The sequence below is a fragment of the Microbulbifer harenosus genome, assembly GCF_005771435.1.
In the GTDB taxonomy this organism is placed as follows: Bacteria; Pseudomonadota; Gammaproteobacteria; order Pseudomonadales; family Cellvibrionaceae; genus Microbulbifer; species Microbulbifer harenosus.
In genome coordinates, this window is the sequence record NZ_VANI01000001.1 from 246618 (window position 1) to 270910 (window position 24293).

General features: G+C 52.1%; 19 protein-coding genes and 1 tRNA gene. All 20 read left to right on the forward strand.

Features of this window, described 5'->3' with window-relative positions; translation table 11 throughout:
- Positions 1–150: 150 nt before the first annotated feature.
- The 20 genes from gltX (at position 151) to FDY93_RS01150 (ending at position 24232) form a co-directional block, all read left to right on the forward strand.
- Entirely contained in the window at positions 151–1626 is a 1476-nt protein-coding gene (gene gltX / locus FDY93_RS01055) for a glutamate--tRNA ligase (protein WP_138233879.1), read from the forward strand.
- 374 nt (positions 1627–2000) lie between these two features.
- Positions 2001–2912 carry a UTP--glucose-1-phosphate uridylyltransferase GalU gene (gene galU, locus FDY93_RS01060; RefSeq protein ID WP_138233880.1) on the forward strand — a complete coding sequence of 304 codons (912 nt, stop codon included), beginning with the start codon at positions 2001–2003 and terminating at the stop codon, positions 2910–2912.
- 199 nt (positions 2913–3111) lie between these two features.
- A tRNA-Ala gene (locus FDY93_RS01065) sits at positions 3112–3187 on the forward strand.
- Positions 3188–3476: 289 nt separating this feature from the next.
- Positions 3477–4268, forward strand: coding sequence for an ABC transporter permease (locus FDY93_RS01070; RefSeq protein WP_138233881.1), 792 nt, complete (start codon positions 3477–3479; stop codon positions 4266–4268).
- A complete protein-coding gene (locus FDY93_RS01075; protein WP_138233882.1) occupies positions 4265–4957 on the forward strand; it encodes an ABC transporter ATP-binding protein in 693 nt (230 codons plus the stop codon). The genes FDY93_RS01070 and FDY93_RS01075 overlap by 4 nt, the downstream gene beginning before the upstream one ends.
- Positions 4958–4990: 33 nt before the next feature.
- Complete coding sequence (locus FDY93_RS01080) at positions 4991–6205, forward strand: KpsE/RkpR family capsule polysaccharide export protein (RefSeq protein WP_138233883.1); 1215 nt, start codon at positions 4991–4993, stop codon at positions 6203–6205.
- 47 nt (positions 6206–6252) lie between these two features.
- A complete protein-coding gene (locus tag FDY93_RS01085) occupies positions 6253–7887 on the forward strand; it encodes a polysaccharide biosynthesis/export family protein (RefSeq protein WP_171018848.1) in 1635 nt (544 codons plus the stop codon).
- Positions 7888–8051: 164 nt separating this feature from the next.
- Positions 8052–8966: a glucose-1-phosphate thymidylyltransferase RfbA gene (rfbA, locus tag FDY93_RS01090; RefSeq protein ID WP_138233885.1), complete on the forward strand. Its 915-nt coding sequence runs from the start codon at positions 8052–8054 to the stop codon at positions 8964–8966.
- 127 nt (positions 8967–9093) lie between these two features.
- Positions 9094–9642, forward strand: coding sequence for a dTDP-4-dehydrorhamnose 3,5-epimerase (gene rfbC, locus FDY93_RS01095; RefSeq protein ID WP_138233886.1), 549 nt, complete (start codon positions 9094–9096; stop codon positions 9640–9642).
- 125 nt (positions 9643–9767) lie between these two features.
- Positions 9768–10628: a dTDP-4-dehydrorhamnose reductase gene (gene rfbD / locus FDY93_RS01100; RefSeq protein ID WP_138233887.1), complete on the forward strand. Its 861-nt coding sequence runs from the start codon at positions 9768–9770 to the stop codon at positions 10626–10628.
- A gap of 307 nt (positions 10629–10935) precedes the next feature.
- On the forward strand, positions 10936–12039 hold the full coding sequence (gene rfbB / locus FDY93_RS01105; RefSeq protein WP_138233888.1) for a dTDP-glucose 4,6-dehydratase: 1104 nt from the start codon (positions 10936–10938) through the stop codon (positions 12037–12039).
- Positions 12040–12057: 18 nt separating this feature from the next.
- A complete protein-coding gene (locus FDY93_RS01110; RefSeq protein ID WP_281282502.1) occupies positions 12058–13458 on the forward strand; it encodes a mannose-1-phosphate guanylyltransferase/mannose-6-phosphate isomerase in 1401 nt (466 codons plus the stop codon).
- Between the two features lie 101 nt (positions 13459–13559).
- On the forward strand, positions 13560–16337 hold the full coding sequence (locus FDY93_RS01115) for a glycosyltransferase (RefSeq protein ID WP_138233889.1): 2778 nt from the start codon (positions 13560–13562) through the stop codon (positions 16335–16337).
- Between the two features lie 77 nt (positions 16338–16414).
- The gene (locus tag FDY93_RS01120) at positions 16415–17086 is read left to right on the forward strand and encodes a sulfotransferase family 2 domain-containing protein (protein WP_220446070.1); all 672 of its coding nucleotides are present in this window, start codon (positions 16415–16417) and stop codon (positions 17084–17086) included.
- A gap of 47 nt (positions 17087–17133) precedes the next feature.
- Complete coding sequence (locus FDY93_RS01125; RefSeq protein ID WP_138233891.1) at positions 17134–18021, forward strand: WcbI family polysaccharide biosynthesis putative acetyltransferase; 888 nt, start codon at positions 17134–17136, stop codon at positions 18019–18021.
- A gap of 812 nt (positions 18022–18833) precedes the next feature.
- Positions 18834–19106, forward strand: a complete 273-nt coding sequence (locus FDY93_RS01130; protein ID WP_138233892.1) for a hypothetical protein — start codon at positions 18834–18836, stop codon at positions 19104–19106.
- Positions 19099–19677 carry an LbetaH domain-containing protein gene (locus FDY93_RS01135; protein ID WP_138233893.1) on the forward strand — a complete coding sequence of 193 codons (579 nt, stop codon included), beginning with the start codon at positions 19099–19101 and terminating at the stop codon, positions 19675–19677. The genes FDY93_RS01130 and FDY93_RS01135 overlap by 8 nt, the downstream gene beginning before the upstream one ends.
- 63 nt (positions 19678–19740) lie before the next feature.
- Entirely contained in the window at positions 19741–20910 is a 1170-nt protein-coding gene (locus tag FDY93_RS01140) for a glycosyltransferase family 2 protein (protein WP_138233894.1), read from the forward strand.
- A gap of 88 nt (positions 20911–20998) precedes the next feature.
- On the forward strand, positions 20999–23251 hold the full coding sequence (locus FDY93_RS01145; RefSeq protein ID WP_138233895.1) for a glycosyltransferase family 2 protein: 2253 nt from the start codon (positions 20999–21001) through the stop codon (positions 23249–23251).
- Between the two features lie 3 nt (positions 23252–23254).
- Entirely contained in the window at positions 23255–24232 is a 978-nt protein-coding gene (locus FDY93_RS01150) for a sulfotransferase family protein (protein ID WP_138233896.1), read from the forward strand.
- The last annotated feature ends 61 nt before the right edge of the window (positions 24233–24293 follow it).

The following is a 24293-nucleotide window of genomic DNA, read 5'->3' on the forward strand; positions in this document are numbered from 1 at the left end:
TTTTTGTGGTTAGTTCATTGGGGCGGGTTATACAGGTTTGAGTGGCGTTTGATTCAACTTTTCGAGCCCACTGGGCGCTCTGGGGCGGTGGCGATATAATGCCGCTCCTTTTTTTCTCATCCCTTTGTCCACCCAGAATCCAGGTTTCCAATGACCGTAAGAACCCGTATTGCTCCTTCCCCCACCGGTGATCCCCACGTAGGTACTGCCTATATCGCCCTGTTCAACCAGTGCTTTGCCCAGGCCCAGGGTGGCCAGTTCATCCTGCGTATCGAAGACACCGACCAGGTGCGCAGCACCCCCGAGTCCGAACAGGCAATCCTCGACAGCCTGCGCTGGCTGGGGCTCGACTGGGCCGAAGGTCCGGACGTGGGTGGTCCGCACGGTCCGTACCGCCAGAGTGAACGCGGCGACATATATAAGAAGCACTGCAACGATCTGGTGGCCAAAGGCCATGCCTTCCACTGCTACCGCACCGCGGACGAACTGGAGCAGCTGCGCGCGCAGTTGCAGGAAGCCGGTCGGGTAACCTTGAAGCCGAGCGACCTCGCGCTGCCCGCGGAAGAGGTGGAGAGGCGCAAGGCCGCAGGAGAGCCCTATGTGGTGCGCATGAATGTGCCGGAATCCGGCACCTGCGTGATCGAAGACCTGCTGCGTGGCACCATCGAGATCGACTGGGCCCAGGTGGATGCCCAGGTGCTGCTCAAGTCCGATGGTATGCCCACGTACCACCTGGCCAACGTGGTGGACGACCATTTGATGGAAATCACCCACGTACTGCGCGGTGAGGAGTGGATCAACTCCGCGCCCAAGCACAAACTGCTGTACGAGTACTTCGGTTGGGAAATGCCGGTGCTGTGTCACCTGCCGCTGCTGCGCAACCCGGATAAGACCAAATTGTCCAAGCGCAAGAACCCCACCTCCATCCTTTACTACCAGCGTGCCGGCTACATGCCCGAGGCTCTACTGAACTACCTCGGCCGCATGGGTTGGTCCATGCCGGACGAGCGCGAAAAGTTCACCCTTGACGAGATGCGAGCGCACTTCGATATCAAGCGGGTGTCACTGGGCGGCCCGGTGTTCGATGTGGAGAAGCTGAGCTGGCTGAACGGCCTGTGGATTCGCGAGCTGGAAGACACACAGCTGGCCGACCGCCTGCAGAACTGGCTGCTGAACCGCGACAACCTGATGAAGGTCCTGCCCCACGCCAAGGGCCGCATGGAGACCTTCGGTGATTTCGCGCCGCTGGTCAGTTTTCTTGCGGCTGGCAAGCTGGACCTGAGTGAAGCGAGCTTCGCCAGCGGCAGCAAGCTGGAGCTGGAGGAGCAGAAACGCCTGGTGCAATTCGCCCTGTGGCGTCTGGAGGCCCTGCGCAGCTGGAGCAAAGACAATATTTTTGCCGCGATGAAAGAACTGTCCGCGCAGATGGAGATCAAACTCAAGGACTTTAACGCGCCGTTGTTTGTCGCCATCAGCGGTACCACCGCGTCTTTCTCCGTAATGGACGCCATGGACCTGCTGGGCCCCGACCTCAGCCGCGCGCGCCTGCGCCAGGCCATCGAGGTACTGGGCGGTGCCGGTAAAAAGGTATTGAAGCGCTGGGAAAAAGAGTACGCCTCCCTGTAGGAGCCTGCCTGCAGGCGAACCTCGGCCGATGCTGATCGCACCCTGTGTAGGAGCCCGCCTGCAGGCGAACACCGATCGCACCCTGTGTAGGAGCCTGCTTGCAGGCGAACACCGAACACCGAACTCCGGAAAGTTCGCTTGCAAGGCAAGCTCCTACAGAGCCAATCACCGATGCCGTCCCACATCACTCTCGGCTGGCACTTATTTTGCTGTAGAAATCTTGAGCGATTGTCTGTACAAAAAACAAAGCCGCCAGCCGAATCAGGCAGTCACCTGCCTCTGTGTGACATTTGTCACAATTCACATGTAGAATTCGGCGCAGTTTGGATTAATGGATTAACCCGGAAGTAACAATAAGGAAATAAGGAAAAAATATGACGACCGTAAAGAAAGCAGTCATCCCCGTGGCGGGACTGGGTACGCGCATGCTGCCGGCCACTAAGGCCATCCCCAAGGAGATGCTGCCGATTGTCGATAAGCCGCTGATCCAGTACGTGGTCAACGAAGCGGTCAAGGCCGGCATTAAGGAAATCGTGCTGGTTACCCACGCCAGTAAAAATGCCATCACCAACCATTTCGATACCTCCTTCGAGCTGGAAGCCCAGCTGGAAAACCGCCTCAAGCGCCAGCTGCTGGACGAAGTGCGGGCCATCATCCCCAAGGATGTAACGATTATTTCCGTGCGCCAGGCGGAGGCCAAGGGCCTCGGCCATGCTATTGCGTGCGCGCACCCGGTAGTGGGTGACAATCCCTTCGCGGTGCTGCTGCCCGATGTGCTGGTAGATGAATACGCGGCGGATCTGACCAGCACCAACCTCGCGGCCATGGTGCGCAACTTCGAACTCACCAAGGCCAGCCAGATCATGGTGGAACCGGTGGCGTGGGCGGAAGTCAGCAAATACGGTGTGGTGGATTGCCTGGGGGCGGAACTGTCGGTTGGCGGTGTGGCCAAGATTGACGGCATGGTGGAAAAGCCCGCAGTGGATGTGGCTCCCTCAAACATGGCCGTGGTCGGCCGCTATGTGTTGCCGGCAGAAATCTGGGGCCTGCTGGAAAAAACCGCCCCCGGTGCCGGTGGTGAAATCCAGCTGACCGACGCTGTCGACGAACTGCTCAAGCAGCAGGCGGTGGAGGCCTACCACATTGTCGGCCGCAGTCACGATTGCGGCAACAAGGTGGGCTACATGATGGCCCAGCTCGAATATGGATTGCAGCATGCAGAAATCGGCAGTGAGCTGAAAAAGTTCCTGGCGGTGCGCGCCAGCGAAGAACCCGTATCCGCCTGATAGGGCGGGTTTGGTCCAGCCGGGGGGCGGCTTTCTCGGTTGTGACCACAGCTCCAGATTTGGCGCCAGTTTTGGATGCGGAGTTTGGTCGCTAACTATTTGATTAAAAAGTTGTTTTTTCTTGTTGACACCCGGAGGTTCGCTGTTAAAATGCGCCTCGCTTTCGGGGGAAACGCAACACGAAAGCGCAGCAAAATTTGGGGCTATAGCTCAGCTGGGAGAGCGCAACACTGGCAGTGTTGAGGTCAGCGGTTCGATCCCGCTTAGCTCCACCAAATACGAAAAGCCGCATCCGAGAGGATGCGGCTTTTTTGTTTCTGGTTTGCTGCCAAAAAAATTGTCGTGAATTACAGCGCGTGTAATCACATGTAATGGCATTGCCGGTGATTCTCGATGCTCATTCAAGTAGAATTGCCCGCTCGCATTTGCGGATGCATGTCGCGCTTTTTGCGTTTGTTGACGGCATTTTTGGGATAAATCTCCCAGGTTTGGAATATTTTTTTTCTCGGGGCCCGGTTTCAGAAATAACTACCCGGCATAGCCATAAAAGCAAGACAAATTCCCATGTATCCAGGTATCCAGCGCAGCCCCTGGCAGATCCAGCGCGACGTAATTCGCGCGCTGCTGATCCGCGAGATGAAGACCCGCTTCGGCAAGTGGCGTCTCGGCTATGCGTGGGTGCTGTTGGAGCCCGCCATGCACATTCTGCTATTGGCGGCCATCTTCAGTTTTACCGGTGCGGAATTTTACCCCGGTATCCCCACCATGCTGTTTATGCTGGGCGGCATTGCACCGTTTATCGTTTTCAGTAACTGTTTCAGCAAGGGGGTGGCCGCGGTTGAGTCGAATCGTGGCCTGTTCAACTACCGCCAGTTGCGGCCCTTCGATGCCGTTCTCTCGCGTGTGCTGCTGGAATTCGCCATCTACCTGTTCAGCCTGGTTGTTCTGCTGGGTATTCTGGCCTGGTTTGGCATCAGCGCCCGCTTCAACGACTTTTTGCTGTTGGTGGTGATCAATCTGCTGTTTTTCGGTTTTTGCCTCGGCATCAGTCTGACCATGTGCGTGATGGGCACCAAATTTCCTGAAGCCTCCAAGTTTGCACCGATGATCGTGCGCCCGCTGTATTTTATTTCTGGTGTGTTTTTTTCGCTGGAACAGGTGCCGGAGGAGTATCACGGTTACCTGTCCTGGAATCCGCTGCTGCATATGATCGAGCTCACCCGTGAGGGGCTATTTGCCAGTTACCACGGTATGTTTGCGAACTTACCCTATCTGGCGACGAGCTCGCTGGTCATGCTGGCATTCGGGCTGCTGGTATACCGCAGTCAATGGCGAGACCTGGTGCGCAGTCAATGATCGAGTTGCGTAATCTCACTAAGTCGTTTCGCACTCCGGCTGGTCGCAAGGTGCTGTTTCGGGATGTGAATGCTTTTTTCCCCGAGGGAAAGAATATCGGTATTCTCGGCCGCAATGGCGCGGGCAAGACCACCTTGCTGCGGATCATGGGCGGTATTGACTACCCGGACTCCGGGCGTGTGATTACCGACCAGCGCATATCCTGGCCCATGGGGCTGTCCGGCGGTTTTCAGGGCAGCATGACCGGGCGCGAGAATGCCGCCTTCGTTTGCGGTCTTCACGGTATCTGGGGCAGTGCGAAACGCAAGGTACTGGACCGAGTGCAGGATTTCGCCGAGATCGGTGACTATTTTGACGCGCCGGTAAAAAGCTATTCCTCGGGCATGCGCTCAAGGCTCGCCTTTGGCTTGAGTATTGCTGTGGATTTTGATTACTACCTGGTAGACGAAGTCATGTCCGTGGGGGATGCGCACTTCAAGCACAAGTGTGAACAGGTGATCGAAGAAAAGCGCAAGTCCGCAAACTTTATCATCGTCGCCCACAGCATGCCGACACTGAAAAAAAATTGTGATGTGGGGCTTTATCTGGGGCCTTCGGGTCTGCAGATCTTCGATACCGTGGATGAAGCGATCCGGCTCTATCAACAGGGTTTACCCAAACCGGCACAAAACAGCCCCGCGCAGCCGTAGGCGGGCGCATAGGGTGCATAGTAAAGAAGCATTATGGAAGCTGTAGAGAAAACAACAACTGAAGTGGAGCAGGCTGGCCAGAAGAAAGCCGCCAGAACAGCGCGCGCGATTTTGCGCAAACTGACGGCTGCTGGTGATGGCCGTAAACCGGCGTGGATAAAACGCCTGAGTGGCGCTACCGCTTTTGTGCTGCTGCCTCTGCTCGCGGTGAGCGCCTATTACCTGTTCTGGGTGTCAGACCGCTACGTGAGCACTACCCAGCTGATTGTGAAAGACAACAGCAGCAATCAGGGTATGTCGTCCTCTCTCGGCTTTCTGGTGCCGGGTATGGGGTCAGACAATCAGGATGCTTTTCTCGTGGTGAACTATATCCAGTCGCTGGATATGGCGCTGTACCTCGATGATACGTTGAAGCTGGCGGAGTATTACAAAAGCGATCAATACGATGTATTTTCCCGCCTGGCGGCCGATGCGTCGCAAGAAGACTATCTGGAGTACTACCGCAGTCACATCGCCATTGGTCACGACGAAACTTCCGGTATCATCACAATCGAGGTGCAGGCGTTCGAGCCGGAATTCGCGCGGCAACTGGTGGATACCGTGGTGCGCAAATCTGAAGATTTTGTTAACGCCATCAGTAACCAGCTCGCAGACAAACAGGTCTCGTTTGTGCGCAGTGAAATGGAGCTGGCACAGGCAAAACTGCGCACCAGCAAGCAAAACATTCTCGACTTCCAAAACCGCAATAACGTGGTCAGCCCCGAAGAGCTGACCAAGGGCATCAGCGCCATCATCCAGGGGCTGGAAGCAACGCTCGCGGAGCAGCGGGCTAAGCTCACCGCGGCAAAAACCTACCTGCACTCCGATTCCTCTCAGGTTGTCTCGCTGCAGGCGGAAATCAATTCCATCGAACAACAGATCGAGGCGGAGAAAGTGCGCCTTGTCGGTGTCTCTAAAGAGGGGGGGGAGGAGCGCCTCAATAGCCTCAATGCGCACTTCCAGAACCTACAGCTGGATCTCCAGTTTGCCATGGATGCGTACCAGGCATCTCTGACGGCGCTCGAAACCGCGCGTATGGAGGCCTCGGGCCGGCTCAAGCACCTGATGGTCATCAGTCAGCCCTCCGTGGCGGAGGAGGCGGAATACCCGCACAAGCTGTATAACCTGGCGAGCCTGGCTGTGATCCTGCTACTGCTCTATGGCATTGGCAGAATGCTGGTAGCCAGCATCCGCGACCATCGCGTGTGAGCACAGTAAACATGAAAAAAATGAAACTCCTGAAATCGACATCCGCTATGGCAAAACAATCATTCCGCAAAGGTAGGATTTTCAGTCTGCTTGTTCTTTTGGGCCTGGCGTCTGGGGCCTGGGCGCTGGACACCCAGCAGCTGGATAAAGAGCGTCAACAGGTGAAGGCTGGCGATCATCTGCCGGCGTTTGGTGAGTCTCTGTTCAAGGGTGCTTTCAAGGATCAACCGTTCCGCGGATTTAACGGCGGCTACCGCGTCACCGTTGGCGACCAGATTGCGCTGCAACTGTGGGGGGCCTACAGCTTTAACGCCGTGCTCACGGTAGACGCGCAGGGCAATATTTTTATCCCGGAGGTAGGGCCGGTCCATGTGGCGGGCGTCGATAACGGCGAGCTGAATAACTTTGTACTGCGCCATGTAAAGCGTGTGTTCAAGAATAATGTGCAGGCTTACGCCAATCTTGAAGCCAGCCAGCCGGTAAAAGTGTTCGTTACCGGTTACGTGAAAAGTCCCGGGCTGTACCCCGGATTTTCATCCGATTCCGTTCTGTACTACCTCGACAGTGCCGGCGGCATCAGTCGTGAGAGCGGCAGCTTTATCGACATCAAGGTCTTGCGGCAGGGCGAAGAACTCCAGCGTATAAACCTGTACAACTTTCTGGTAGACGGGCGGATGCCGGCACTGCAACTGCGCAATGGTGACTCCATTGTGGTGGGGCCGCGGCAGGGCTTTATCAGTATTGAGGGTGCGGTGCAGGAGTCCGGGCAGATTGAATTTATAGGCCCGACCACGCAGCTGGGTGAAATGCTGATGGTGGCAAAGCCTGATCCTCAGGCCAACTATGCGCGCATTACCCAGGTCATCGACGATGAACAGCAGGCGAGCTATATGCCGTTGCAGGAGGCCCTGCTCACGCCGTTGCACCCAGGTGCGCACGTTGAGCTGGTCAGCGACAGCGACATCAGCAGTATCTCGGTGCGGGTGAACGGTGAAGTCGATGGCCCGGCGGCTTATGTACTGCCATACGGCGCTACCCTGCAGGACCTGCTGGACAAGCTGCGCTACCGGGATAACGCGGATCCTTTCGCGATTCAGCTTTACCGCAAAAGTGTGGCAAAAAAACAGAAGGTCGCGCTGGAACGCTCACTGGATGCGCTGGAAATGGAGGCGCTTACCCGGCAGCCGACCACCACCTCCGATAAGGCCTCGATCAAAGATTCCGCGGCCATGATCCAGAACTTCATCGCCAAGGCGCGCAATGCCAAGCCTCGTGGGCAGGTTGTGCTGGCGAACAATACTAACGCCGGCGCCATGCTATTGGAGGATGGCGACGAGCTGGTAGTGCCGCTGCGCGCCTCTACCGTCTCTGTGGTGGGTGAGGTGATATTCCCCACTTCGCTGGTCTTTAACGAGCGCAATACCTTGGAAGATTACATCGAGCTGGCGGGTGGTTTTTCCAACAATGCCGATACCGATGAGCTGGTGGTATTGCATCTGGACGGCACCATCAGCCGTATCAAGGAAAGCAAATTTGATAACCGCCTGAAAGGCGTCCTTCGCCCGGGCGATGAGATCATGGTGATGCCAAAAATTCAGGCAAGTGAGTTACAGGTCACTAAAGACGTAACGGAAATTCTCTACCGTATTGCGGTGGGAACGGCGGCAGTACTCTCGTTCTGAAAATGACGTTCTGAAAATGAAAATTCGCGCGGCCAGGTAAATTCTGGCCGCTCGTAAGCGCAGTAAAAATTGATGTGGCAAAGTGCGCACGAAAGGTGAACTTGGCCTCAAACTTGCTGAGCAGTGTTAGGCCAAATTTAAGCAAAGTGTAATTGGGGGAGTGAATGAAAACAGGGAATGCGTCACGAAAGGGAATAATTCTTGCCGGCGGCTCCGGCACCCGCCTGTACCCGCTCACCAAAGGGGTGAGCAAGCAGCTGATGGCGGTGTACGACAAGCCGATGATCTACTACCCACTCACTACACTGATGATGGCGGGTATCCGCGATATCCTCATTATCACCACACCGGAAGAGCAGCCGCTGTTTCGGAAGTTGCTGGAAGACGGCAGCCAGTGGGGTATCAACCTTTCCTATGCCGTGCAGCCCTCGCCGGATGGCCTGGCGCAGGCATTCCTGATCGGCCGCGAACATGTGGGCAACAACCCCAGCGCGCTGGTGTTGGGCGATAACATTTACTACGCCGAGCACTTTACCGAAACACTGAAGCGTGCAGATCAGCGCGCCGAGGGCGCAACGGTTTTCGGTTACCACGTGGCAGACCCGCGCGCCTACGGCGTGGCGGAATTCGACAGCACCGGCAAGGTCATCAGCATCGAAGAAAAGCCGGCGCAACCAAAATCCAACTACGCCGTTACCGGTTTGTACTTTTACGACAACCAGGTATGCGACCTGGCGCGGGAGATCAAACCGAGCCCCCGCGGCGAGTTGGAAATTACCGATCTCAATCGCGTGTACCTGGAGCGGGAACTGCTCAACGTGGAATTGATGGGCCGCGGCTCCGCCTGGCTCGACACCGGTACCCACGACAACCTGCTGGAAGCAGCACAATTTGTACAGACCATCGAGCGCCGCCAGGGCCTGAAGATCGCATGCCCGGAAGAAGTCGCCTTCCGCAAAGGTTTTATCGACGCAGAAGCACTGGAAAAACAGGCCCAACCGCTTATGAAAAGCGGCTACGGCGAATACCTGATGCAGATTCTCGCCGAGTCCAAGACCGACCACCGCTTCACCCGCTAAGCCCGGACGCCACCACCGCCTGTAGGAGCCTGCCTGCAGGCGAACCAACCGTAGGTTGCGCAAAAAAGCAAAGCGACGTGCCCAACAAACAAACCCCGGGCACCAGAAACACCAAGTTGAAATACCAATGAACGTAATAGAAACAAAAATCCCCGACGTAAAAATCCTCGAACCCAAAGTCTTCGGCGACGAACGCGGCTTCTTCCTGGAAACCTACCGTCAGGATTTTTTCAACCGCGAGTGCGCCGAGCGCACCTTCGTACAAGACAACCACAGCAAATCCAGCCTGGGAATCCTGCGCGGCCTCCACTACCAGACCCAGAACACCCAGGGCAAACTCGTGCGCGTTACCGCCGGTGAGGTGTTTGATGTAGCCGTAGACCTACGCAAAAGCTCCCCCACCTTTGGCCAGTGGGTGGGCGTGCTGCTGAACGAAGACAACAAGCGTCAACTGTGGGTGCCGGAAGGCTTCGCCCACGGCTTCTACGTCACCAGCAAATACGCCGAGTTCGTATACAAGTGCACCGACTACTACGCCCCAGAACACGAACACTCCCTGCGCTGGGACGACCCGGCAATCGGTATTGAATGGCCCCTGGTCAACGGCGAGCAACCAAAACTCTCCGCCAAAGACGCCGAAGGCAAATTACTAAAAGACGCCACCGTCTTCAGTTGAGCCCACTCCCGTAGGAGCCTGCCTGCAGGCGAACCACCCCGGGACCGCCGAGCCCTAGCTCGGCAAAAAACAAACAAATTACCCGTAGGAGCCTGCTTGCAGGCGAACCCACAAGCGCAGAAAAAATGAAAATCCTGATTACCGGCAAAAACGGCCAACTGGGCCAGCAACTACAAAAGCAAGCCTCGTCCGATATTATTGTTATCGCCCACGGCCGCGAAACCTTAAATATCGCAGACAAAGAGCAAGTGTTTGCAGTACTGAAAGAGGAAAAGCCTGATACCGTAATCAACGCCGCCGCCTACACCGCCGTAGACAAAGCGGAAACTGATGCGGATCAGGCCAACGCCATCAACGCCCAGGGCCCGGAAAACCTCGCACTGGCCTGCCGCGAACTGGGCATCCGTCTGATCCACGTCTCCACCGACTTCGTGTTCAACGGCAAACAATCCCATCCCTACCAACCGCAAGACCAACGCCAACCACTGGGTGTGTATGGCGAGAGTAAAGCCCGCGGTGAAAAAGCGGTAGAAGCCGTCCTCCCGGAAGCAATCATCGTGCGCACCGCCTGGGTATACGATCGCGAAGGCGGCAATTTCGTAAATACCATGCTGCGCCTGATGAACGAGCGCGAGCAACTCGGCGTAGTGGCAGACCAGGTTGGCACACCCACCTGGGCCGGCACACTGGCGCAGGCCCTGTTCGCCCTGGCAAAAAATCCCGAGGCCAAAGGCATCTACCACTGCACCGATGCCGGTGCCGCCAGCTGGTACGACTTCGCCGTCGCCATATTCGAAGAAGGCAAAGCCGCAAACCTGTTACCTCAGGAAAAACAGGTGCAGATCAAGCCCATCGCCACCAGCGACTACCCAACCCCCGCCACCCGCCCGCACTACAGCGTGCTGGACAAAACCCGGCTGGCAAAAGAAACAGGGCTCGAATTAACCCACTGGCGCCAAGTCCTAAGAAAAGTCCTGACACAGTAACCAGACAAAATACGCACCGGCACCCATGTAGGAGCCTGCCTGCAGGCGAACCCAAAAACGCCGCACAAGCTCCACAACCCAACCGCCGGCAACACCAAGCCCCCGCTTGGCACATAAGACGCGTCATTCCGGCGAATGCCGGAATCCAGGAAAAAATTTACCAAACACCGTCACTCCGGCGCAGGCCGGAGTCCAGAGAAAAAATTACTAAGCCCGTCATTCCAGCACAGGCCGGAATCCAGGCAAAAAATTACTAAGCATCGTCATTCCGGCGCAGGCCGGAATCCAGACCAACGGAACGAAAACAATGAACAACTTACTGGTAACAGGCGGCGCCGGCTTTATCGGCGCCAACTTCGTCCACTACTGGATGAAAACCTACCCACAAGACAAAGTCGTCGTGCTGGATGCACTTACCTACGCCGGCAACAAAGCCAACCTCGACCCGGTAGCAGAAAACCCCAACTTCGTGTTCTGCCACGGCAATATCTGTGATACCGCCCTGGTAGAAACCCTGCTGAAAGAACACCGTATCGACACCCTGGTGCACTTCGCCGCAGAGAGCCACGTGGACCGCTCCATCACTGGTCCGGATGCTTTTATTGAAACCAACATCATCGGCACCCACAGCCTGCTCAAAGCCGCCAAAAAAATCTGGCTGGATGAAGGTCTCAATAAAGAAAACCATCGCTTCCACCACGTCTCCACAGACGAGGTGTACGGCACTCTAGGGCCCAATGACCCCGCATTCAGCGAGACCACGCCCTACGCACCAAACAGCCCATATTCCGCCAGTAAGGCCGCATCAGACCACCTGGTGCGCGCCTACCACCACACCTATGGCCTGAACGTAACCACCAGTAATTGCTCCAACAATTACGGACCTTACCACTTCCCGGAAAAACTCATTCCACTAGTGATTACCAATATTCTGCACGACAAGCCGCTGCCAATTTATGGCGACGGCCAGCAGATCCGTGACTGGTTGTATGTGGAAGATCACGCGCGTGGAATTGATCTGGTGATAAGAAAAGGACGCCTGGGCGAGTGTTACAACATTGGCGGCATCAACGAATGGGCCAATATTGATATCGTCAAACTAATCTGTGGGTTGATGGACAAAGCGTTTGCGGAGAATCCAGAGCTGGCAGAACGCTTCCCGCAAGCCACTCAGGCCAAGTCGGGTAAGTCTGTAGATTTGATTGCCTATGTAAAAGATCGCGCTGGCCATGATCGGCGGTACGCCATCGATCCATCCCGCTCCAATAAAGAGCTCGGCTACCAGCCCGCAGAAACCTTTGACAGCGGTATTGCCAAGACCGTGCAGTGGTTTCTTGAGAATGAAATTTGGTGGTCATCTGTGATGGATGGCAGCTACCAGGATTGGGTAAAAACACAATACGAAGTCTGAAATACAGAGGGATTTGACGTGGAGGGAAAAATCACACCAGTGATCATGGCTGGCGGCACCGGTAGCCGCCTTTGGCCAGCATCAAGGCAGCTGATGCCGAAACAATTCCTCAACTTACTTGGGGAACAGTCAATGCTGGTTGAGACACTTGCCAGATTGGAGGGCATGGATTGCAATGACCCCATCATTATTTGCAACGAGGAGCACCGGTTTCTCGCTGCAGAGGCGATGAGGCAATGTGGCCAGCACGAAGCAAAAATAATCCTGGAGCCGGAAGGCCGTAATACCGCACCGGCGATTGCACTCGCGGCTCTCGTTTCCGAACCGGACGAATTGCTCCTTGTGCTTGCCGCAGATCATGTCATCCAGGATAGAGAGGCATTTCAGCAGGCGGTTATTACCGCACAGAACTTTGCTGCGGAAGGAAATTTAGTCGCCTTTGGGGTGGTGCCCCGATCTGCACATACGGGATACGGGTATATAAAAGCCGAATCCATCCACCAGCCATCTGCTATAAAGCAATTCGTAGAAAAGCCTTCTGCTGAGGTGGCCGAAGAATACTTTGCAAGTCGCGAATACTTTTGGAACAGTGGAATGTTCGCTTTTCGTGCGGATAGTTATATCGCGGAATTACAGCAGTATAGAAACGATATTCTCACTTCCTGCAAAAATGCCATGGCGTGCGCAGTAAATGATCAGCTGTTTGTGCGGCCAGATAAAGCAATTTTTTCAGCCTGTTCCGATGTGTCGATCGATTACGCCGTCATGGAGCAAACGGAAAAGGCCATCGTCGTACCAATGGATGCGCAATGGAGTGATGTGGGGTGCTGGGCGAGCCTTTGGGATGTTAGTGCAAAAGATGACTCTGGAAATGTACTAAATGGGGATGTTATTGCGCAAGATACCAAGAACTGCTACATCGATGCCGGTCAGCAACTAGTCGCGACCGTAGGGCTCGATAATATCGTCGTGGTCCAGACAAAAGATACACTGTTAGTCGCTTGCAAAAACCAAGTGCAGAGTATTAAGAAGATCGTCACCCAGTTAAAAGCAAGCGGCCGGAGAGAGAGCTTGCACGATAGAGAAGTATACCGGCCCTGGGGGAAGTACGATTCGATAGACTTTGGTGAGCGTGATCAGGTAAAGCGTATTACCGTAAACCCTGGGGCGAAGCTCTCTGTTCAGATGCATCACCACCGAGCGGAGCACTGGGTCGTTGTTTCTGGAACGGCACGGGTAACGGTAGGGGAGAAAACATCCCTGATCAGTGAGAACGAATCTACCTATATCCCGATTGGTGTAGTGCATTGTCTGGAAAATCCCGGTCGAATTCCTCTCGAGATGATCGAAGTTCAAACAGGCTCATATCTTGGTGAAGATGACATTGTCCGGTTCGAGGATCAGTACGGCCGCGTCTAGTCTGTCGGTGTCATAGTAAGACATATCCGTAGCTACAGCACATTTCGACATGACTGCCGTGGCTTACAACAAAATTGGAAATTTGAGATGGGGTGCTCGATATGAGTCCACTGGAAGATGTTGTGAATATCAGCGAGTCAGTACCACAGAGCGCGAACGAGCCTGTGCGAAGAGTCAAAGGAAATATCGACGCTCTGGAAGCCGGCGTGATTCGGGGGTGGGCTGCAATTATCGGTGAAAGTGAGCCGGTACCACTGCAGGTCGTCGTCGATGATCGAGTGGTTGGCGCCGGAATGGCCAATCTCTATCGTGCAGACTTGCTTGAGGCTGGAGTAAACGAAGGTGGACATGGGTTTGAAATTCCAGTAGAGATTGATGCCCCGCAATCAGGGAATCTTGAGGTAACTCTGCTCCACGGCGAAACCCTGGCAAAGATTGAACATCATGAATTTTCTGTTTCAGCAAAAAATGGACAGGCGGTTTATGCAGAGCTCCTCCGGGTACGCGATGGACATATCGTGGCACGCCTGCAGGCAAATGGTCCGGTTGGTGTGCGACACATCACTTTGTATCACGAAGAGCAGCCTGTCTTCTCCCGCGATGTGGACTGCACACCAGAGGCGCAAGAGATTTTGCTACCTTTGCCGATCAGCCTTCAAGATGGACAGCCAAAACTCTTTAAACTTGGCATGCAAGGCGACCAGGGCATTCTTGCAATGGAATGGTTTACGGTACATCCGGTTTCAACGCCCTGGCAGTTTATTCGTGAAAGCTACCGTGAGCCGGGATTTATGTCTCGCCCGCCTCAGGCAGGGCATCGCTACGAGTCAATGAATTATCACCTTGAGGCACATGCCAGAGCGGAATCTGTACTGGCTATAGCTGATCTCGCCACGGTCCACAAGGTTGTCGTTGAAGGTTACGAAGGGCGCAAAAAGTTTCCCAGCTTCAATTTGCCGCAATTTGAGGCACCACGGGTCTCCATTATTGTGCCGGCGTACAATAAATTTGAACTCACCTATCACTGTATCGCCTCCATCGCGCTGGCATATAACAACGTGAGTTATGAGGTAATTCTGGCTGATGACTGCTCTACCGACGAAACGCGCTATGCGGAGCAGGTAATTGGCAACCTGGTAGTATCCAGAAACCTGGAAAATCTTCGCTTCCTGCGCAGCTGTAATCGCGCGTCAGAAATGGCGAAAGGCGAGTTTATCGTATTTTTGAACAACGATACCGAAGTCACATCCTACTGGTTGGATGAACTAATAAAGAAGCTCGATAGTGATGACTCCATCGGCATGACCGGCTCAAAGCTGTTGAACCTTGATGGCACCTTGCAGGAGGCTGGCGGTATCGTTTGGGGTAACGGTCAGCCCTGGAACGTCGGGCGTGGTGAAAACGCCTATACACCCGAGTATAACTATGCACGAGAAGTGGACTATCTTACCGGCGCGGCCATGTGTATTCGCGCCAAACTGTGGAAGCAGGTGGGCTGCTTTAGTGAAGAACTAGTACCCTGCTACTACGAAGACACGGACCTTGCATTCAAAGTGCGCGCCGCAGGCTTCAAAACCGTATATGTGCCTCATTCTGTGGTTGTGCACTTTGAAGGCCAGAGTCATGGCCGTGACGTAACCAAAGGACTGAAGCGCTATCAGGTGATCAATGAGCGGACTTTCCGTAGCAAGTGGTTCCGCGCATTCCGCAATAATGGCCAGCCCAGCTTTAAAGCCCTTGCGAAAGAAAAAGATCGCAATGTTGATCAGCGCATACTCGTGATCGACTACGCAAGTCCCATGCCGAACAAGGACGCAGGGAGCTATGCGGCTGTTCAGGAAATCAAACTGATGCTTGAACTCGGTTTCAAGGTGACGTTTATTCCGGAGAATATGGCGCACTTTGGTAAGTACACCACAGAATTGCAGCGATTAGGCGTAGAGGTGTTATACGCGCCATTTTATACTTCTGTTCAGCAGGTATTAGAGCGCCGTTTGCAAGAGATGGATGCGGTGTACATCACTCGCTATCAAGTAGCGGAAAAGTACATTGATTACATCAAGCAGGCATCTAGCGCAAAGATCGTTTTCAATAACGCAGATCTCCACTTCCTGCGAGAAATGCGTGGTGCGCTGAAAGATGGCCGAAATGAGGAAATGCTTCGTCGAGCCATAGAAACCCGCGAAAAAGAGCTCGCAGTTTGCCGGAAGGCAGATGCAGTACTGTGCTACAACGCAACGGAACATGCGGTAATTACTTCTCATATCCTTGAAGCAGAAAAGCTCCATATTACTCCTTGGGTGCTTGAAGAGAAGGCCGCAGGCCCCGCATTTGAAAAGCGGGAAGGGATCGCTTTTCTTGGCGGGTACAACCATTATCCTAATGTCGAGGCAGTAGAGTACCTGGCTCGAGAGATTATGCCGCGCCTGCGAAAGGCCCGCCCGGATATTTGTCTATATGTGTATGGCAGTAATATGCCCGATAGCTTTAAAGAGTTCGAAGCCGATAATATAAAAATGGTCGGCTTTGCTGAACATTTGGATCAAGTGTATATGGATCACCGGGTATTCGTCGCTCCACTGCTGTCCGGCGCAGGTATCAAAGGCAAAGTGCTGGAGTCAATGGCTTATGGCTTACCAACTGTGTTGACGGAAGTTGCCGCTGAAGGTACCGGACTCACTAATGGTGTTAGTGCGCTCATCGTTGAAAATCCTGACGCTTGGGTAAGCGCAATTTGCAAACTTTATGATGATAGAGCTCTTTGGGTGAGACTCTCAGAGAGCAGTAACGTGATAGTGCAAGAACAATTTTCGTTGGAGTATGGTAAGAAACAGTTCAAGAATATATTTGCTTCAATCGGCATATATTCTATTCGCTAGTTACCATTTAGAAATGTGAGGTTGAAGTGAGGAAAATAATTTTTCATTACCATCTGTTCAAAAATGCGGGAACTTCATTGGATGCTGCATTTAAAGAAAATTTTAAAGGTGATGAATGGGTTACTCGAGAGTTTCCAGGTAACCCGAAGATAAATCATGAGCAAGTTCGTCAGTGGATTGTTGATAATCCGCAGGCAAAATGTTTTTCTTCTCATACTGCGATGCTCCCTCCGCCGGCCATAGATGGCGTGGAAGTTTTTCCTGTTGTATTTGTTCGCCACCCAATTGACAGAATTGCATCTGCATATGCGTTTGAACGGAAACAAGGTGGAGATAGCTTTGGTGCTGTACTAGCTAGGAATACCGGCTTCAAAGGATATATCGAAACCAGGTTGGCTCTTAAGTCTGACCGGCAGTGTAGGAATTTTCACGTTGCACGATTCGCCCCAATGTTTCCTGGCTCGGAAGACGATGAGTTAAACAATGCGATTCGCGCTGTTAAATCGCTACCATTTCTTGGGGTCGTGGAAAGTTTTGACGAGTCGATTTCACTGCTAGAACGCAAGCTTAGAGATTTCGGTTTTCCAGGGCTTAAGCTCGTTCCGGAAAGAAAGAATGTTTCGCGGGACTCAAATACAGCATTGGACGCAAAGCTGGAGTCCATAAAAAATGAGCTGGGAGACGAAACGTACCAACTGCTCGTTACCGAAAATCAACTTGATCTTGCTCTATATACAAAGCTTGTCTGATTTTTCCGCTAAGCAGAGATGCGGGTGTTCGCAAGTAAGGGGGAAGTGTGAAGATTGTTCTTGTTGGTAATTGCCAAGCTAGGCCTCTGGCTAAAATTTTACAATCACTGAATGAAGAAGTTCAAATTACCGATGTTGCGATAGTTCACTTGCTGAAAAGTGAGCAGTTTTCGGAGTTTGAATCAGCTTTTGATTCGGCGGATATAATTATTTCTCAGCTGGTCTTCGATAACTATCCTTGTGATTTTGTTCGAACAAGTTTTCTAAAGAATAGGTTCGATGAAAAGGTGATTACCACGCTAAATCTCTACTTTACTGGATATACGCCGGATTGGTTCTATATTCGCATCCCTGGAGTTGGGCCGCTTAAGGGGCCAATGGGCGATTATCAAAACCGGACGATTTTTGAATCATGGAAACGAGGCTTAAGTCCGGAGTTGGCTGTAGAACACTTGGAAAGTAAAGGTCATAACCTTCAATTTTTTCAAAGCGTTACCTCTTCATTGGAGGAATTGCGTAGCAGGGAACGCATTGTTGATGTGAAAATTGCGAAACACATAGAGGACACATACCTTGATGAACGCTTGTTTTTTACTTTCAATCATCCATCAACATCATTACTTGTTGAGTATGCTCGAAGATTGATGGCGGTTGCAGGTGTTCCTGCTGTAAAGTCTTCAATGGATCATCTTCCAGAGATGCTTAATCAGTTTTCTCCGCGTGTAAATCCAAGTTTAAGGGCGAATTTCCTAAGTTCTGATGCTCATTTCGGTGTCGAGTATAGTTGTGAGGAATCAGGAATGATTAAGCTGGGGAGAAGGAAAAAATACGAGCCTACAGAGATGGTCCATGGCTTTTATGAAATATATGACCGATTCTCTGAAAATTTTAAGTTGGCTAATTATTCAGGGGATATCCAAATTTCTGGCATTTAAGAGACCGCATATGCGTATGTCGAAGAAACCTTAATTTTTGTGTGATTTTATGATGCTGAAGTTACTTGCCCAATATTGGGGTTAGTTAGGAATGCTTAAAGATATTGGTCCATTAATGAACGCTTGGGAGGCGGAAAGTCCGGTTATTCACATGTTCTGTTTAATCAAGATCGAGCTGTTAGCTATATCGTAGAAAGTTTCGAACCTGAAGTTGTTGGCGCATTTTTGCCCGCAACGTTTCCGGCTGAGTGGCCAGATATTTTGGGGTTGCGTTTGCCTTGAGAAATGGTGGGATTTATATAGATGCGGCGACTCAGTCAAAGGCAAGATTGGACTTTTTCGACAATTTTAATTCTGACGCTGCCTCGATGCGGAAGTGGCATAGCGCGGTTTGGAGTGGCTTTATAGTTGCACCACAGGGCTCAAAATTTTCGAAGGCTGTTTTGGACCGAGCAGTTGGTAAGGTTCGCGGTAGAATTTCTAACAAAGTTTGAGGAGTGACGGATGTAGGTGTTTTTAATCAGGTGTTTTCTACTGGTAGTAATGGCATGACAATATTTCCGCAGGGTGGTGTCGATAACAAATTTCGCTTACTAACAATCTTGAGCATAAGAACGAGGCGCATTGGTCTAAAGTGCAAAAGAATCAAAGCATTTACTTCGAGCTTGATTCCGAAACCTGTGAGGGTGGTAGTCAAATTAGTGTGAGGTTTGATCGAATAATTTTTCACCTGGGACCTCATAAAGCTGGTGCTACTACTTTCAAAGTATTTTAGATGATAAAGAGTTAGATTGGCGGAAAGAGGATCTCATATGTTAACTGCCCGTTCTAGGAGGTCAGAGCGCTATTGTTATTGGCGCATTGAATATATGATCGTTTTACAAGCTTACCTGCTGGATAAGTTGGATGAGGTTACCGTCGTAAGTAGGCTGACTAATAAATTTCGTGAGCTAGCTGAAATTGACGGAAGAGGCGGTCTTCTTGTTGTTGAGGTAGATGGGGAGAGTGAGGATTTGTCCGCCCAGGTTTTTGAAGTTAAGAAAGTGGTTGGAAAAGCGCCGGAGGTAATTGCTCATTATGAATAATGATCCAGCCGGAGCGGAGAAGATTAAGTCTTTTATTGGCTCATTACCGGCCGAAGTTCAAAGCTATATTCTTCAGGATATTGAACGATGGGTCGATGTGGTGAAACCCATTGGTGATCCTTTTGAGAGATTATGGTCTGGTCGGCAGGAATTTCGCAGTTTGATTCAGTATCGCATGAGAATTGCGCAAAAAAAATTTGAAGTGGCAGGTTTGCTTTCTCGTTTCCGATCTGTAGTTGGCTCTTCGCCCTGGATGTTTGTGACTAATCTTTTCGTGTCATGCGATAATGTTGGCCCTGGATTTTATATTGAACATGGATTTTCTACGGTTATTTTTGCCAAGAGCATTGGGAAAAATTTTTGGGTTAATCAGAATGTAACAATTGGCTCGGGAAAAGGCGGAAATCCTACTATTTTGGATAATGTTTCCGTCAGGGCGAATAGCGTGGTGATAGGTAATATTACAGTCGCGAATGGTGTTGTGGTTGGCGCCGGAGCAATTTTAAACTTTGACGTTCCCGAGGGGAGTAAGGTAGTGATGCAAAAACCGAGAGTTTTGCTTCCTGATTAGTTTCAATTGATTTCTTCTTGGGTTAGGGTTGGGGTTGTAATTTTTTGTTCGGTATTTTTTACGATGAGTAAGTATCCGTTAGGGCGCAACCAATACATTACAGGTGTCGCGGCAATTTTAAAGAATGAAGCGGACTATGTTTTGGAGTGGCTTGCCTATCATAGCCTGATCGGCTTTGGTCCTTTTTTTATCGCAGATAACGTCAGTGATGACGGAACCTCTCAGCTACTGGAGGCATTGGATTCTTTAGGTATCATCAGCCGCGTATTTTTTCCGAGAAAAGGAGATCAAGGGCCACAGTCCGCAGCGTATACGCATATTCTTCGCACTCATGGCCATGAGGTCGACCTTCTGGCCTTTATCGACGCGGATGAGTTTATTGTTTGCCCTAATGGCCAGTCGTTGCCGGATAATCTGAGATGGTTTTATGAAACTTCTGATGCTGGCGCGCTCGCACTCAACTGGCGGTGTTTTGGGTCTTCGGGGGAGGTTTTTACTAAGGCAAAGCCAGTGATAGAGCGCTTTACTCGTTGCTCAGAGGTGCACCACGATTTCAATCGTCATATTAAATCCTTGGTCAAACCCTCAATGGTTCAGAGAATGCTTGTGCATCATTGCGAGTTAAAAGATGGACGTTACTACGGGCCAGATGGTCAGCTTTCGGATTTTGAAGATAGTAGGATATCGGCGCCACGAACAGTGAAGGTGGTTGGTGATGGATTAAGGGTCAATCACTACGTTGTAAAGTCTCGCCAAGAGCATTTCTTAAAAAAATTCAGCAAGGGATCGGTCGCAGGGAGTGCCGGTCGCAAGAAAGGGGAAGTGTATTTTAAGGGACATGACCGTAATGAGTGCCTCGATGACACACTGCTGCCTTACGTTGCTGATGTTAAAAAGGGCATTGATGCTTTGAAAACACGCTTGGCGACAGAAACTCCGCTTTGGGCATTTGGTAGCCTGCACCTTTCTGTCAAAGGGTCCGTTATACAGGGATGGGCGAAGAGCGAGTTTACTGGCGCGCTTAAGGTAAGGCTATTGATTAATGGCGATGAATTTATAGTGGATGTGGATCAGGAGCGGCCTGATGTGGTGAGGGCCGGGGTGTCGGACCGGCTGCTATGTGGATTCCGCTTTCGCCACGTCCGGGCATTTACTGAGAATGACGAAGTGCAGGCATCCATATATGGTTGTTTTATGCCCGCTGTGGTTCACAAAGTAGGTAGTGTTAATTAATTTAGCGAAAAGGCGGGTTGGTCACTGTATGATCGCCGGGCCCGGTTTTCATTTTTTGCGGATTTCTGTTTCAGTAATTGGTTAGTTCATGCAGTTTGTTAAAGACCTCTATGGCGAGTTGCGCCGTTGGCTGGCGCGTCGCCAGTCCTGTTCATTTTATCCTCTCAATGATGCCCACGGAGCAGACCGGCATTGGCAGCTATCGGGGGGGGATCCAGCACTGGCTGTTGTTCCCGAGGCACAACAGTACCCCAGGGGCTGGTACATGCTCGAGATTCGCATGCAGTCCGATATGCCCATGCAGCTGGGCAAGCTGTATGTTGACTACGGGGATGGCTTCGCCGAAGAGACGTGTTTTCCCTTGGCTGTTCCCGCGGGCCAGCTTGTCAAGCGCCTCTGTTACTTTCCGCGGGTTGTGCAGGCGTTGCGGTTTGACCCCAGTGAGTGTCCCGCCACTGTAGAATTCCAGCAGTTTGTTTTGGCTCGAGTGACTTCGGGTTTTGCTCATAAGGCAATGCTGCGGAAGCTGGCGGCCTCTCCCTATGTTGGTGCAGATCAGTTGCGGGTGCTCAAAGCATCTGGAATCAATAAGCAGGAGCCGCAAGAGAGTAGTTTGTGGCAGGAATACCACAAGCTGTTATCTCCCAGTGCGAGCGCTGATTACGATACGATTGTTGCCCGCGAGCGTTTGGAATATAACCCTGAAACGGTAGCGAACCGGATAAAGGCGTTTACGTATCAACCGTTAATTTCGATTGTTGTTCCCGTGTATAACACACGTCCTGATCTCCTGGAGAGATGCATTGCCTCGGTGCGAGCTCAACATTACCAGAATTGGCAGTTGTGCCTGGCGGATGATGCATCGACGGACGAATCGGTTCCCCAGATTCTGGATAAAGCAGCAAATGACGAGCCCCGTATCAATTGGGTTCGACGTGAAGTGAATGGTCATATTTGCGCAGCCAGTAATAGTGCGCTAGGGCTGGCTCGAGGTGAGTTCATCGCATTGCTCGATCATGACGACGAGCTTGCACCGCATGCGTTGTTGGAGGTGGTTGCTGCATTGCAGGTGCATACGGATGCGAGAATCGTCTACTCGGATGAAGATAAGCTTGGCGAAGACGGACGTCGTTGCGAGCCGCACTTCAAGCCCGATTGGAATCCTGATCTGCTGTATGCGCAGAACTTTGTGTCCCATCTGGGCGTTTACCATGCGGACCTCGTACGTACGGTGGGTGGTTTCCGCGCTGGTTTTGAGGGCAGTCAGGATTACGACCTTTTGTTACGTTGCGTTGAGATGGTGCGCCCGGAGCAGGTGGTGCATATTCCCCGAGTGTTGTATCACTGGAGAGCGACGGAGGGATCCACGGCACTGGACTCCGGGGAGAAAGACTATACAACTGCCGCAAGCATCGCGGCCCTAACGGATCACTTTCGTCGGAAGGGGCAAGTAGTTGACGTCAGTGAGGGCATTGCGCCGAATACCTTCCGTGTCCAGCACCCTGTGCCAGAGCCGCAACCCCTGGTGACTCTACTCATCCCCACGCGCGATGGTTACGAAATTCTGAAGCAGTGTATCGACTCGATTATAGATAAGACCACTTACCGGAATTACGAAATTCTGGTGTTAAACAATCAAAGCTCCTGCGAGCAGACACTGCAATACTTCCAGGAAATTTCTGCGCGTGAGAATGTCAGGGTTGTGGACTACGACTACCCGTTCAATTATTCAGCAATGAACAATTTCGGTGTTGCACAGGCTAAAGGCGATATTGTTGGTTTGGTAAACAATGACATTGAAGTAATATCGCCGGAGTGGCTGGATGAGATGGTCTCTCACGTAGCGCGCGAGGAGATAGGATGCGTCGGCGCCAAACTCTATTATCCAAATGATACCGTTCAGCATGCGGGCGTTGTGCTGGGGTTGGGCGGCGTGGCCGGACACTCCCACAAGCACTTTCCCCGCACTGACCCCGGCTATTTTTATCGGTTGAACCTTGTTCAGAACTACTCAGCAGTGACCGCAGCTTGCCTGTTGGTGCGCAAATCGGTATTCGAAGAGGTGGGGGGGCTTGATGAGGAAAACCTCACCATTGCATTTAACGATGTCGACTTTTGCTTAAAAGTCCGCGAAGCGGGTTACCGAAACCTGTGGACACCCTATGCCGAGCTATACCATCACGAGTCGATCAGCCGTGGTGATGATACTGCGCCAGAAAAGGCCGCCCGTTTCCAGGCGGAGATTAACCATATGAGATCTAAGTGGAGCGATGTGTTGCTGATTGATCCAGCGTATAACCGTAACCTTACTTTGGATTACGAAAATTTTTCTTTGAGGTAGTCAGTGAGCGTTTCTCCACTAGTTTTTGTCCATGTCCCCAAGACAGCTGGTACCAGCTTCCGCTTGGGTGTAGATCAGTTTTTTGGGGAAGACCGTGTCTGTAGGGACTACGGTGCTGGCAGCTCTGACACCAGCGCTATCGTCAATGAATGTTTATACGAACGTTCAGACATGTGGGATTTCAGGCTGAAATTTGAGCAAAGCAATTATCAATTCCTGACCGGCCACTTTGGTGCCTCGCGGTACATGCCTGCATTTCCTGTTGTCAATATGATTACGTTTCTGCGTGATCCGCTTCAACGGACAGTCTCTGAGTACCACCACCTGGTTAAGCATGCTGGGTATGAGGGGAGCCTCGAACAATTCTACCGCAGTCCGCAATTTATCAATCGGCAACACAATATGTTCCGGGGGGTGCATTGGGCGGCGTTGGGATTTGTCGGGATTACCGAGCGCTACGACGAATCCCTTGATCTACTGCGTGATGGTTTCGGCTTGGATGTTCCCAGAATGGAATCCAATACCGGGCGGGAAAACTGGAGAGAGCCTTATAGGCTTTCCGAGGATCAGGAGATAGAATTCCGTCGCTTGAATGCAGCTGATATCCGCCTTTACAACATGGCACGCGATCAGTTTGATTGGCGGACTAAGCTCCGTCGTCGCGGCGATCCCTATGTATCCGGTATGGTTACCGAATACCGGGACCAGCAGTTAATGGGCTGGGCTTATGCTACCGGTGCGCAGTCACCCGCGTATATTCAAGTATCCGTAAACGGAAAGTTAAGGGCGGAAGTTGCCGCCAAAGGATTTCGCCAAGGGCTGCATGCCTACGGTGTTCCGCGTGGAGCGAACATTGGCTTTTCAGTAAAGCTGCCAAGCCTGACAAGTAAAGACTTAGTCGAGTGTACTGTGGCAACGACGGGCCAACCGTTAGCAAATTCGCCCTGGCGTTTACCGAAGCAGGTGCCGGGCAAAGCATAATATGTCTACCGTAAGTACAGCTTGATGTTGTTTGGGTGTCTCGTTTGAGAGTATTCCGCAG